The 12,377-nt window shown below is 63.8% G+C and carries 15 protein-coding genes; 6 read left to right on the plus strand and 9 right to left on the minus strand.

The window, feature by feature from the left end:
- Positions 1–59: 59 nt before the first annotated feature.
- The 3 genes from AC1D1B_RS11960 to AC1D1B_RS11970 form a co-directional block, all read right to left on the minus strand.
- Positions 60–446: an SET domain-containing protein gene (locus AC1D1B_RS11960; protein WP_477332344.1), complete on the minus strand. Its 387-nt coding sequence runs from the start codon at positions 444–446 to the stop codon at positions 60–62.
- 110 nt (positions 447–556) lie between these two features.
- The gene (locus AC1D1B_RS11965; protein ID WP_477332346.1) at positions 557–1,327 is read right to left on the minus strand and encodes an SDR family oxidoreductase; all 771 of its coding nucleotides are present in this window, start codon (positions 1,325–1,327) and stop codon (positions 557–559) included.
- A 139-nt stretch (positions 1,328–1,466) separates the two neighbouring features.
- Positions 1,467–1,835 carry a YrdB family protein gene (locus tag AC1D1B_RS11970; protein WP_477332348.1) on the minus strand — a complete coding sequence of 123 codons (369 nt, stop codon included), beginning with the start codon at positions 1,833–1,835 and terminating at the stop codon, positions 1,467–1,469.
- Positions 1,836–2,036: 201 nt separating this feature from the next.
- Between AC1D1B_RS11970 and AC1D1B_RS11975 the strand changes: the two genes are divergently transcribed.
- Genes AC1D1B_RS11975 through AC1D1B_RS12000 form a run of 6 tightly spaced genes read left to right on the plus strand, consistent with a single transcriptional unit; the run spans position 2,037 to position 7,862 of the window.
- Positions 2,037–3,290: a sarcosine oxidase subunit beta gene (locus tag AC1D1B_RS11975; protein ID WP_477332350.1), complete on the plus strand. Its 1,254-nt coding sequence runs from the start codon at positions 2,037–2,039 to the stop codon at positions 3,288–3,290.
- Positions 3,290–3,712, plus strand: coding sequence for a hypothetical protein (locus AC1D1B_RS11980; RefSeq protein ID WP_477332352.1), 423 nt, complete (start codon positions 3,290–3,292; stop codon positions 3,710–3,712). The genes AC1D1B_RS11975 and AC1D1B_RS11980 overlap by 1 nt, the downstream gene beginning before the upstream one ends.
- A 12-nt stretch (positions 3,713–3,724) precedes the next feature.
- The gene (locus AC1D1B_RS11985; RefSeq protein ID WP_477261157.1) at positions 3,725–4,021 is read left to right on the plus strand and encodes a sarcosine oxidase subunit delta; all 297 of its coding nucleotides are present in this window, start codon (positions 3,725–3,727) and stop codon (positions 4,019–4,021) included.
- The gene (locus tag AC1D1B_RS11990; protein WP_477332353.1) at positions 4,018–7,011 is read left to right on the plus strand and encodes a sarcosine oxidase subunit alpha; all 2,994 of its coding nucleotides are present in this window, start codon (positions 4,018–4,020) and stop codon (positions 7,009–7,011) included. Before AC1D1B_RS11985 ends, AC1D1B_RS11990 begins: the two co-directional genes overlap by 4 nt.
- On the plus strand, positions 7,004–7,582 hold the full coding sequence (locus tag AC1D1B_RS11995; RefSeq protein ID WP_477332355.1) for a sarcosine oxidase subunit gamma: 579 nt from the start codon (positions 7,004–7,006) through the stop codon (positions 7,580–7,582). Before AC1D1B_RS11990 ends, AC1D1B_RS11995 begins: the two co-directional genes overlap by 8 nt.
- 52 nt (positions 7,583–7,634) lie before the next feature.
- Positions 7,635–7,862: a hypothetical protein gene (locus AC1D1B_RS12000; RefSeq protein ID WP_477332357.1), complete on the plus strand. Its 228-nt coding sequence runs from the start codon at positions 7,635–7,637 to the stop codon at positions 7,860–7,862.
- Between the two features lie 123 nt (positions 7,863–7,985).
- Here AC1D1B_RS12000 and AC1D1B_RS12005 read toward each other — a convergent pair whose 3' ends face one another.
- The 6 genes from AC1D1B_RS12005 to AC1D1B_RS12030 form a co-directional block, all read right to left on the minus strand.
- Entirely contained in the window at positions 7,986–8,219 is a 234-nt protein-coding gene (locus AC1D1B_RS12005) for a DUF680 domain-containing protein (RefSeq protein ID WP_477332359.1), read from the minus strand.
- 193 nt (positions 8,220–8,412) lie between these two features.
- Complete coding sequence (locus tag AC1D1B_RS12010) at positions 8,413–9,057, minus strand: TetR/AcrR family transcriptional regulator (protein ID WP_477332361.1); 645 nt, start codon at positions 9,055–9,057, stop codon at positions 8,413–8,415.
- 138 nt (positions 9,058–9,195) lie between these two features.
- Positions 9,196–9,972 carry an SDR family NAD(P)-dependent oxidoreductase gene (locus tag AC1D1B_RS12015; RefSeq protein ID WP_477332363.1) on the minus strand — a complete coding sequence of 259 codons (777 nt, stop codon included), beginning with the start codon at positions 9,970–9,972 and terminating at the stop codon, positions 9,196–9,198.
- 17 nt (positions 9,973–9,989) lie between these two features.
- Complete coding sequence (locus tag AC1D1B_RS12020) at positions 9,990–11,024, minus strand: phosphotransferase family protein (protein WP_477332365.1); 1,035 nt, start codon at positions 11,022–11,024, stop codon at positions 9,990–9,992.
- Positions 11,021–11,536, minus strand: coding sequence for a MaoC family dehydratase (locus AC1D1B_RS12025; RefSeq protein ID WP_477261141.1), 516 nt, complete (start codon positions 11,534–11,536; stop codon positions 11,021–11,023). The genes AC1D1B_RS12020 and AC1D1B_RS12025 overlap by 4 nt, the downstream gene beginning before the upstream one ends.
- Positions 11,533–12,348 (minus strand): SDR family oxidoreductase, encoded by an 816-nt coding sequence (locus tag AC1D1B_RS12030; RefSeq protein ID WP_477332367.1) that lies wholly within the window; start codon positions 12,346–12,348, stop codon positions 11,533–11,535. The genes AC1D1B_RS12025 and AC1D1B_RS12030 overlap by 4 nt, the downstream gene beginning before the upstream one ends.
- Positions 12,349–12,377: the final 29 nt, after the last annotated feature.

A 12,377-nucleotide genomic window follows, 5' to 3' on the forward strand; every position in this document is an offset into this window, starting at 1 on the left:
ACACTCGAAATGAAGGACAACCGCCAATTTGCCACGGTCGCCCCGAGATAGGGCGCCAACTAGGCGCTGGCCAGATGAAGCCGGGCGAAATCCTCGAAGAATTCGCCGTAGTCGCAGGTGATTTCCTCGCCGGCTGATATATCGCGGGTGGCGGTGGCGCCGCCATATTGCGAAAAATCGGTGTTCGGCCGCTCGGCATGGTTCATGAATCGGCCATTGTCGACCTCATAGACCATGAAGCCGGGACGGTCGGGGCTAGGATAGGCGTAGCGGTCGAGCAGTTCCCTGAGATGCGGCGGTGCCGCCTCGTATCTGTCCATCGGGATCAGCCGGTCGAAATCCGGATCGAGCCGCCAGATCGAGGCGCCCTTCCTGATCGGCTCGGCGGCAAAGACGCCGACGCCTTCGATTGCGCTCTGGGCGACATAGGTTCTGATCAGCAGCATGTCCGTCCTCGAAGTCCTCTCTCGAAACCGAATCGCCAAATCGTGTGGAAAAAGCAAGTCCGGTTTCGAGCTCTATGGCTGATCGGTGCGGGCAATGACCGCGAAATGCTTCACGTCCGGGTGATCGAGACGCCGCCATCGGCAAACAGCGCCGATCCGGTGGTGAAGCTCGATGCATCCGACGCCAGAAAGAGCGCCGCGCGGGCGATCTCTTGCGGTTGCGCCATGCGCTTCAGCGCATGCAGGCCTTCGACGAAGGCCAGTACCTCGGGACCGGCACCCGGTGCGTTGGTGATGCTTGCCGGCGTGTCGGTGCCGCCCGGTATCAGCGCGTTGACCCGCACGCCTTTGGCGCCATATTCGGCGGCGAGCACCTGCGTGAGCCCGAATAACCCGGCCTTGCTGGCGCCATAGCCGGTCATGCCGGGCATGCCGACGGTGTGGCCGACGAAAGTGGAGGTAAAGATCAGCGAGCCGCCGCCACGCTCGACCATCGCCCGCACCTGGTACTTCGCGCCGAGAAAGGCGCTGGTCAAATTGGCGTCGAGCGTCTCGCGCCATCCCTCCAGCGACAGTTCCGAGACCGGACCCGTCTGGCCGACCGAGCCGGCATTGTTGAAGGCGATGTCGAGCCCGCCGAATTTTCCGACCGCCAGTTCGACAAGGGCCTTGGCATAGGCCTCGTCGGTGACGTCGCCGGCGAGCGCGACTGCGATCCCGTCAGCCTCCTCGATTTCGGCCACAAGCGCATCAAGTTCGGCCTGGCGGCGGGCAGCAACGACGACCTTGGCGCCTTCTTCGGCAAAGAGTTTCGCGGCAGCGCGGCCGATGCCGGAACTGGCGCCGGTGACGATGGCGACCTTGTTGGCGAGTGCGAACATTTTCTGCATCCTTTTCTTCGCGGCGCCAGCCTTGCCGGCGTTCGGATGCTTGGTCGCAAATCGAGGCGGCACGAGCCACCCGATACGTGCGCATTGTTCGGCTTGCCGAATTGGACGATGGCGGTACAGACCGCCCGGACTATTGCTTCAACAACCAGCCAAGGCGGTCGAGCGAAAATGCGTAGCTGATGGCGATGAGCAACGTCATGACAATGCCTGTGGCTGTGTGACCGGCGGCATAGAATCCGGCTGCACCGCCAAACAGGATCATCAGTTCAAGCACCAGCCGCACTGCGCCCGGCACAGGCACCGGCGCGCGTCCTGACCGGCTTGGGTCGTCGCGCACCGCGAAGGTTCCCCACAGCACAGCTGCAACGAACGGCAAGCCCAGAGCAAGGAGCCAGCGCCACCATCCGCCCGAGAGGCTCCAGCCGGCAATGCCGAGACCAAGCAAAGCGGCAAGTTCCAGCAGGAAGCGCAACGTCAGATTCCACCAGGCGTTGCCCATATCCGTCCCCCAGAGTCTCGCGATCGCCAGTGTGGCCGAACGCAGCTATGGCTGCCAGCCCGGACAGGTCTTTTTCACCACGGCGCAAAACGGCAAGCGCCGTCGCAAACAGCGCAAGGGTGGAAGCGCTGTTTCGCTAGTGATACACCTCGCGCGCCGGGGTCGAGTGAATGCCCTGCCGCCATTTGCGAGGCTGGAACATTGAAAAAATATTCGGTATTCGCCATCGCCCGTGAGGCCATGCGTGGCCACAAGGGCTGGGAGGAACAATGGTCCTCGCCGGAGCCGAAGAAGGAATACGACGTCATCATCGTCGGCGCCGGCGGCCATGGCCTGGCCACCGCCTACTATCTCGCCACGGTGCACGGCATCACCAATGTCGCGGTGCTGGAAAAGGGCTGGCTCGGCGGCGGCAACACCGGCCGCAACACCACCATCATCCGGTCCAACTATCTCTATGATGAGAGCGCAGGCATCTACGACCATGCGCTGAAGCTGTGGGATGGGCTCAGCCAGGAGCTCAACTACAACGTCATGTATTCGGCGCGTGGCGTCATGATGCTGGCGCACAATGTGCACGACATTCAGGTGCTGAAGCGCCATGTCCACGCCAACCGGCTGAACGGCATCGACAATGAATGGCTGACGCCGGAGCAAGCGAAGGAATTCTGCCCGCCGCTGAATATTTCCAAGCAGGCGCGCTATCCGGTGGTCGGTGCTGCCTTGCAGCGGCGCGGCGGCACGGCGCGCCATGACGCGGTGGCCTGGGGCTATGCGCGCGGCGCTTCGGCGCGCGGTGTCCACATCATCCAGAATTGCGAGGTCACCGGCGTCAAGCGCGCGGCCAATGGCGCGGTCATGGGCGTCGACACGACACGCGGCTTTATCGGCGCCAAGAAGGTCGGCGTGGTTGCCGCCGGCCATTCCTCCGTCATCATGAACATGGCCGGCGTGCGGATGCCACTGGAAAGCTATCCGCTGCAGGCACTGGTGTCGGAACCAGTCAAGCCGGTGGTGCCCTGCGTGGTGATGTCGAACACGGTGCACGCCTACATCTCGCAGTCCGACAAGGGCGAACTGGTAATCGGCGCCGGCACCGACCAGTATGTCTCCTATTCGCAGACCGGCGGCCTGCACATCTTGCAGCATACGCTCGACGCGATCTGTGAGATGTTCCCGATTTTCACCCGCATGAAGATGCTGCGTTCCTGGGGCGGCATTGTCGACGTCACGCCCGACCGCTCGCCGATCCTGGCCAAGACGCCGGTATCAGGCCTTTACGTCAATTGCGGCTGGGGCACGGGCGGCTTCAAGGCGACACCCGGCTCGGGCCATGTCTTTGCCCACACCATTGCCAAGGACGATCCGCACCCGATCAACGCGCCCTTCACCATCGAGCGCTTCCGCACCGGCCGCCTCATCGACGAGGCGGCGGCGGCGGCGGTGGCGCACTGATGATGGCGGAGCTGGCTGTCGCCATGCCGCTGGTGTTGGCGGGGGAACAGGACCTGTTCCACTTTCCGTCACCGGAAGAGGTGCGCACGCAGCCGATCAGCCGTGCCGGCAACGAGGCCAGTTGGCCGTTTTCGATCGACGCCGGCATTCTGGCCTGCGTGTGGAGCGGTGGCCAGAAGGTGGTCGTCTTCATGGAGAACAGGCCTTCCGATCTCGGCGAGGACGACACATTCGAGCCACGCAGCGTCATCGTGACGACCGATCCGTTTCAGCTCACGATCGGCAACATGGAGTATCGCGAGCTGTTTCGCCCCGCTGCAAGCGTGGAGGAGCGCATTCGGCTCGTCGCGCCTTTTGCGGCAATGGGCCAGAGGCTTTGCAACCAACCGGCCGGCGCGCATGTCGGCCACGGCGAATTGTAGGAACGAACAACAATGCTTCTCATCCGCTGCCCCTATTGCGAGGAAGAGCGCCCGGAGCTCGAGTTCCGCAACGCCGGCGAGGCGCACATTGCGCGCTCGGCCAACATGGCGGGCGAGAGCGATGACGATTTTGAAAAGTTCTTCTTCATCCGCTCGAACCCCAAGGGCATCATCTATGAGCGCTGGCGCCACATTCATGGCTGCGCGCGCTTCTTCAACGCGGTGCGCGACACTGTCACCGACAAATTCGTCATGACTTACAAAGCCGGCGAGCCGAAGCCGTCCAAGCTGCCGGGAGTTGTGAAATGAGCGGCGCGTTTCGCATTCCGAGCGCCGGCCGGCTGAGCCAGGCCAAGACCGCGCGGTTCTCGTTCGACGGTCAGTCCTACACCGGCATCGAGGGCGACACGCTGGCCTCGGCGCTGCTGGCCAATGGCGTGCATCTGGTCGGTCGCTCGTTCAAATACCACCGTCCGCGCGGCTTCCTGTCGGCAGGCGCCGAAGAGCCCAATGCGCTGGTCGAGGTCAAGCGTGACGATGCGCGCAAGGCGCCGAACATCCGCGCCACCGTGCAGGAGCTCTACGACGGGCTGATCGCCAGCTCGCAGAACCGTTGGCCCTCGCTCGCCTTCGACGTCGGCGCGGTCAACGACATTGCATCGCCGCTGTTTTCGGCCGGCTTCTACTACAAAACCTTCATGTGGCCGAAGGCGGCGTGGAAGAGCCTGTATGAGCCGAAGATTCGCGCCGCGGCAGGCCTCGGCGTTTCCCCTGACAAGCCTGATCCCGACCACTATTCGTCACGCTATGCGCATTGCGACGTGCTGGTGCTGGGCGGCGGTGCGGCCGGCATCGCGGCGGCGCTTGCCGCAGCCGAAACCGGCGCCCGCGTCATCCTCGCCGACGAGCAGGCGGATTTCGGCGGCAGCCTGCGCTTCGAGACCGGCGCGAAGATCGATGGCCAGGACGGTTATGCCTGGGCGCAAGCCGCGATCGCGAAGCTCAAGGCCATGGACAATGTCCGTGTGCTCTCCCGCACCACGGCCTTCGGCTACTATGCGCAGAATTTCGTCGGACTGGTCGAGCGCGTCAGCGACCATCTTCAAAGCCCCGGCCACGACCTGCCGCGCGAGCGGCTGTGGCAGGCCCGCGCCAAGCGCGTGGTGCTGGCGACAGGCTCCATCGAGCGCCACATGGTGTTTGCCGACAATGACCGTCCCGGCATCATGCTGGCCTCGGCGGCGCGCATCTATCTCAACCACTACGGCGTCGCCGTCGGCAAGAATGTCGGCGTCTACACCGCCAATGACTCGGCATATGCGGCCGCGATCGACCTGAAGAAAGCCGGCGTCAACATCGCGGCGATCGTCGATCTGCGCGACCATCCGACCGGACCGGTGATCGACGAGGCGAGGGCGCTCGGCATCGAGGTCAATTTCGGCCGCGCGGTAATCCGCGCCGGCGGCAAGCTGCGCGTGACGTCGATGACCGTGCAGCCGAAGAATGGCGGCGGCGAGCGCACCATTCCGGTCGACGCGATCCTGATGTCGGCCGGCTGGACGCCGTCGGTACATCTGTTTTCGCAATCGCGCGGCAAGGTCGCCTTCAACGACGAGACCAAGCGCTTTGTGCCCGGAATTTATGCGCAGGACTGCGTCTCGGTCGGCGCCTGCAACGGCACGGACGGACTGTCGGCGTCGATCGACGAAGCCTATACGGCCGGCGCCCAGGCGGCGAAGGATGCCGGCGCTAAAGTGGCCAAGGGCGTTAAGCCGAAGGTCGACGCGTCAGAAAGCTGGTCGCGCGGCATGCTTGGCGCGGCCCCCGGCGCCGGGCCGGACAAGACGGTCAAGGCATTCGTCGATTTCCAGAACGACGTCACCGCCAAGGACATCCGCCAGGCGGTGCATGAAGGCATGCGCTCGATCGAGCACGTCAAGCGCTTCACCACCAACGGCATGGCGACCGACCAGGGCAAGACGTCCAATATGCACGGCCTGGCCATTGCCGCCGAAACACTGGGCAAGCCGATCCCCGAGGTTGGCCTCACCACCTTCCGTGCGCCCTATACGCCGGTAACCTTCGGCGCGATCGTCAGCCATTCGCGCGGGCCCTTGTTCGACCCGACGCGCCGGACCGCGATCCATCCCTGGGCGGAAGCGCAAGGTGCAGTGTTCGAGGATGTCGGGCAGTGGAAGCGCGCCTGGTATTTCCCGAGGGGCAGCGAGGACATGCATGCCGCGGTCGACCGCGAATGCGTCTCGGTGCGCACCAATGCCGGCCTGTTCGATGCCTCGACGCTGGGCAAGATCGAAGTGGTCGGGCCGGATGCGGCCAAGTTCATGGAGTTGCTCTACACCAATCCGTGGGAGAAGCTGGAGCCCGGCCGCTGCCGCTATGGCATCATGCTGCGCGAGGACGGCTTCATCTATGATGACGGCGTCGTCGGCCGCTTGGCGCCGGACCGCTTCCATGTGACGACGACGACAGGCGGTGCGCCGCGCGTCATGAACCATATGGAGGACTATCTCCAGACCGAATTCCCGCATCTCAATGTCTGGCTGACCTCGATCACCGAGCAGTGGGCGGTGATTGCGGTGCAGGGGCCGAAGTCACGCGACATCATCGCACCGCTGGTCGAAGGCATCGACATGTCCGACGAGGCGCTGCCGCATATGTCGGTGCGCGAAGGCAAGATCTGTGGCGTGCCGACAAGGCTGTTCCGCATGTCGTTTACCGGCGAGCGCGGCTTCGAAGTCAACGTGCCGGCCGATTACGGCCAGGCCGTATGGGAAGCGCTGTGGGCCGAGGGTCAGAAGCATGGCGCCGCCGCCTATGGCACCGAGGCCATGCACGTGCTGCGCGCCGAAAAGGGCTACATCATCGTCGGCCAGGACACGGACGGCACGGTAACGCCGAACGATGCTGGGCTCGACTGGGCGGTCGGCAAGAAGAAGGCCGACTTTGTCGGCATCCGTGGCCTGACGCGGCCTGACCTTGTCGCCAAGGGCCGCAAGCAGCTGGTCGGTCTGAAAACCAAGGACCCGAAAGTGGTGCTGGAAGAAGGCGCGCAGATCGTTGCCGATCCGAAGCAGGCGATCCCGATGAAGATGATCGGGCACGTTACGTCGAGTTACTGGTCGGAAAATTGCGGTCGCTCGATCGCACTGGCGCTGGTCGCCGGCGGCCGCGACCGGATGGGCGAGACGCTCTACGTGCCGATGCCGAACGGGGTGATCGAAGTGGAGGTTACCGGCATGGTGTTCTTCGACGAGACAGGAGGGCGCCTCAATGGCTAAGGCTGCTGTGAGAACCAACGCGTCCGCGCCTTCGGCCGAGCGCCGTCCGGCGCAGGCCGGGCGCAGCGTGACGGCGAAGAACGTCAAGGTCGAGGCGCTGCCGCCAGCGGAGCGCATGTCATTGCGCGCGCCGGAGGCTTCGGTCGCCGCGCTGTCGAAGGCGCTCGGGCTGACCTTGCCAAAAAGCCCGAAGACGTCGGCTTCGAAGGCCGGCCGCACGGCGTTGTGGCTCGGGCCGGACGAATGGTTTGTAATCGACGAGGCTGGCAAGGATCTTTTGGCCGATTGCGCCAAAGTGACCGCGCTGCATTCGGCGGTCGGCATCTCGCACCGCAACGTCGCCTTCGCCGTCACCGGCCCGGCGGCTGCGGCGGCGATCAATGCCGGCTGTCCGCAGGACCTGTCGCTGGAAGCTTTCCCTGTGGGCGCAGCGTCGCGCACCATTCTTGGCAAATGCGAGATCGTGCTGCTGCGCACGGCAGCCGACGCCTTCCGGGTCGAGTGCTGGCGTTCCTTCTCCGACTATGTCTTTACTTTCCTGTCGGAAGCAGCAAGCGACGCGGCGGCGTAGGAACGTTTGCCGCGTCAAGCCGTTCTGCTTCCCTCATCAGGGAGAAAATACGATGCCGTCGAAAGCGCCGCCGAAGTCAGCTGGCAAGACGTCCGCCGTGCGCTCGCTCGAACGTGAGCAGCATCACGCGGTGAGTGCCGAAGAGGAACTCGAGGAAGGTCTCGAGGACACGTTCCCGGCCAGCGATCCGGTGTCGATCACCGCGACCGCCATTCCCGGTGCGCCGGCGAGGCCAGGCAAGGCCAAGACCGTGCCGGGACGCAAACCGCGGAAAAAATAATCCGTTTCTCGACGCCTGGGCCTGAACTCAAAAATCCCGGCCTGCGCCTAGGGAAAAACGGGCGGCCGGGATTATCCTGCCACCCTTAATCGTTGTGCTGTCTGGTGGTCGAGCTTAATCAACTTAGAACGTGCTCGGCACGATCCACGGGTTGATCTCGATGCCGAGGCGCGGGCCCTTGGCCTTGACGTCAGACTTTTCGACCGAGCCGGTCACGCCGCAATCGAGCTTGGCATGGGTCTTGGTGTCGACGCAGGTGGCGGCCGGGGCCTGCTTGGCCGAATGATTGTCGCCAGCGGCGAAAGCCGAACCGGAAAGCGCCAGCACGGCGGCGAGGGCGAGAAGGGTCTTGCTCATGTCAGTCTCCGTCGGTTAAATTGGTTTCGTACATGTACGATACAACGTACAAATACGTCCGAGGAAACGGGTTTTCAAGTCAGAAAACGTACACGTACGACAAATTTTTTTGAACGCCGGAAATTGCGGCGTACTGACACAGCAGAAGCTTCAGGCCGGATGTTCAATTGGAGGATGGAGAAAACCCAGATGCTCAGCAGTTGACCGGGGTTTCGGTGAGCGGTGGCACGTCCTGCGTGGTGAGCGAAGCAAGCGTGGAATCGCACATCCGCTTCACGAAAGCCTGCGGGTCGCCAAAGGGGTAGAACGGAAAAGTAATCAGCAACGAGATGGTGCCGTGGCCGACCGCCCACAGCATGGTGGCGATGGCACGCGCGTCGCCCTGCAGCTTGCCGGCGGCGACGCAGGCCTCGACCCTTGAGATCAGCGCTTTCATCGCCGGGTTGGCCTCTTCCATGTCCTCATAGCTTCTGCCCTCCGGCAGCTTGGTCTTTTCAGTCATGAAGACGGTGCGGTATTCGTTGGGGTTGCCGAGCCCGAAGGCGGCATACTCGGTCATCACTGCCTTCAGCGCCTCGATCGGGTCGTCGGAAGGGTGCGCCTCGATATTGCGCGCAAGTGTCTCGAACGCATCCTCGGCCAGCGCAAACAGGATGTCCTGCTTGTCGGCGAAGTAGGAATAGACCGACATCGGGGCATAGCCGACCCGGTTGGCCAGCTTGCGGATGGTCAGGCCTTCATAGCCCTCTTCCTTGACGAGCTTGTGGGCTGCGTCGAGCAGCTCGGAACGCAGTTCGGCCTTTTGTTTTTCGCGGCGTTTCTGGACGCTCAGCGGCACGTGAGTCTGCCTTCATGTGGTGGTGTTGGCTAAATTATATACGCTGTACGAAAACGGACAAGGGCGCCGTAGGTTCCGCCACGGCAATGGTTACCAAATCTGGGGTTACCAAATCTGGGGTTACCAAATTCGGAGTTATCAAATCGCGCCGACGCCGCCATCCACGGCCAGCGTGTGGCCGGTCATGAAGGAATTGGCGGGGTCAGCGGCAAACAGGATGGCTGTCACGACCTCGTCGACTTCGGCCACCCGCTTCATCGGCACGCCGCGCGTCAAGTCGGCCAGCGCCTCGGCTTCCGGCGCGCCGGACAGGCGCACGAAGTCGTCGACCATGGCGGTCCGCGTGTGCGCCGGGCAGACGGCATTAATGCGGATGCCCTTGGTGGCATATTCGGCGGCCGCGGATTTGGTCAGCCCGACGACGCCATGCTTGGCGGCGGCATAGACCGACAGTTTCGGCGCGCCGACCAGCCCGGCAACCGAGGCGATATTGACGATGGCGCCACCCTTGGCCGTAGCCTTGAACTGCCGCTCCATCTGCGGGATCTGGTGCTTCATGGCATAGAAGACGCCGAGCAGGTCGATTTCCAGCACCCGGCGCGCCTCGTCGGAGGCGACTTGCGGCAGGCGCACGAAACTCTGGACGATGCCGGCATTGTTGATGGCGACATCCAGCCGGCCGAATTTGTCCGCCGCCAGTTTCACCAGATCCTCGGACAGTTTTTCGTCCGCTATGTTGCCGGCAAGGATTGCGGTCTCGGCCTGCAGCGAGCCGGCAAGCTCGGCCAGCGCCTTTTCATCGATATCGGACAGCACCAGGCGGGCGCCTTCGGCGGCAAAACCTTTCGCCGCGCCGCGGCCGAGGCCGCCGGCGGCACCGGTGATCAGCACGGTCGCTCCATCGAAACGGCCCATTATGCCTCCTTGTCGGTTCAGGTTCGGTCGATCAGTTTTCCGGCAAGATGCGACAGCAGCTTCACCGCCTCGCCATAGGTCTTGGCCTTCTCGGGATTGGAGGCGTTGCCGTCGAGCGCGCGTTTGTAGACACCCTGGCAGATGGCCGCCAAACGGAAGAAGGAGAAGGCGAGGAAGAAGCTCCAGATATCGATGCCGGAAAGCCCGCGCCGCCGGCAATACGCCGCGACATAGGCTTCCTCCGAGGGCAGGCCGAGCGCGGCGCGGTCGATGCCGCCAAGACCGCGAAAGCCCGAGGCGTGCGGCAGGCGCCATTGCATGCACTGATAGGCGATGTCGGCAAAGGGATGGCCAAGTGTCGACAGTTCCCAGTCGAGTACCGCCAGCACTTTCGGCTCGCTGGGCGCAAAGATCATATTGTCCAGCCGGTAGTCGCCATGCACGAGGGATATCCTGCCGTCATCGGCCGGCATATGCGTCTCCAGCCAGGCGATCAGCCGGTCCATGTCGGCCACAGTGCCGGTCTCCGAGGCGCGATATTGGCTGGTCCAGCGGCCCAGCTGGCGTTCGAAGTAATTGCCTGACTTGCCGAAATCGGCGAGCCCAACCGCTCCGACATCGACATCGTGGAGCGCCGCAAGCGTGGCGTTCATGGCATCGTAGAGGGCGGCGCGTTCACTATTGCCGCTGGCTTCCGGCACCGCCGGATCCCAGAAGATGCGGCCGTCGAGGAAGTCCATGACGTAGAACATGCGGTCGATCGGCGAGTCCTCGCCCGACAGATGCAGCATCCTGGGCACCGGCACGGCGGTGCCGGCAAGCGCCTTCATCACGGCGAATTCGCGGTCGACCTGATGCGCCGATTTCAGCAGCTGCCCCGGCGGCTTGGCGCGCAGCACGTAACGGCCGCTGGCCGCGGTCAGCAGATAGGTCGGGTTCGACTGGCCGGATTTGAATTTTTCGATGGAATGAAGCCCGGAAAAACCCGGGATGTGCGCCTCGAGATAGGGCGCAAGTGCTGCCTGATCGATCGCGTTGGCGTCGCCGCTCATGCGGTCTCCGGCTCACGCTCGATCAGCGTCAGCGTCAGCCAGCGCGCGGTCAGCGCCGGCTTTTTCGAGCCTTCGATCTCGATGGTCACGTCATGCGCCGTCTGCACCCAACCCGACGGCCGGACCTTGACGTCGGCCAGCACGAAACGGGTGCGGATGCGCGCGCCAGTCTTTACCGGCGCCAGGAAGCGCAGCGAATCGAAACCGTGGTTGACGCCCATCTTGCTCTTTTCCAGCGGCGGCATGGTTTCGAAGGTCATGGCCGAGAGCAGTGACAGCGACAGGAAGCCATGCGCGATGGTGCCGCCGAACGGTGTCTCCAGGCGGGCGCGCTCGGGATCGCAATGGATGAACTGATGGTCGTCGGTGGCGTCGGCGAACTGGTCGATCATGGTCTGCGTGACCACGCGCCAGGGTGAGACGCCGACTTCCTTGCCGACGCTGGCCAAAAGCACATCGAGACTGATCGGTTCCACTGCGATGTTCTCCCCTTGCCGCCGGCCGCGGCTCATTCCTTGAACAATGTCAGCCCATGCTGCACCGACTGCCCGCCGTCGATCGGCAGGATGGCGCCGGTGACATAGGAACCGGCACGGCTGCACAAATAGAGCGTTGCGCCGCCAATGTCATCCGCCACGCCGATACGGCCAATCGGCACATGACTGCCGACATGTTTGGCCTTTTCCTCGGTGCCGGTGGCAAAGGCGGTCATGCGGCTCTGGAAGGGGCCGGGGGCGAAGGCGTTGACGGTGATGCGCCGCGCCGCGAGCTCGATCGCCAGCGTCCGTGTCAGATGGTGAACGGCGCCCTTGGACGCCGTGTAGGAATAGGCGTCGTCGGCCAGCGGCTGCGTGCCCATCACCGAGCCCAGATTGATGACGCGGGCCGGATCGGTGTCGCTGGCCGCGGCTTCCAGCAGCGGCAGCAATTCGCGCGTCAGGTGAAAGACGGCGGTGACGTTGACGGCGAAAACCTTGGCCCAGCCGCTATAGGGAAAATCCTCGAGCGAGGCGCCCCAGGATATGCCGGCATTGTTGACCAGTATGTGCAGCCGTTCGGTCCGCGCCTTGACCTCGGCGACCAGGGCGGCGATGCCGGCCTCGCTGGAGACGTCACCGGCGAAGCCTTCGGCGTGGCCGGAGCCGCCGAGTTCGTTCAGTTCAGCGGCGACCTTGATGCAATCCTCTCCCTTGCGCGAGGCGATCATCACGGTGGCGCCGGCCCGGACCAAGGCGGTCGCTACCATGCGGCCGATGCCGGTCGCGGCTCCGGTCACCAGCGCGGTTTTACCAGCGACTGAGAACAGCTCATCGAGATAGCTCATCGATCCTCCCCGCGGAACTTCGCCTCTTT

The sequence above is a fragment of the Mesorhizobium sp. P2_C5_2 genome (assembly GCF_056404535.1).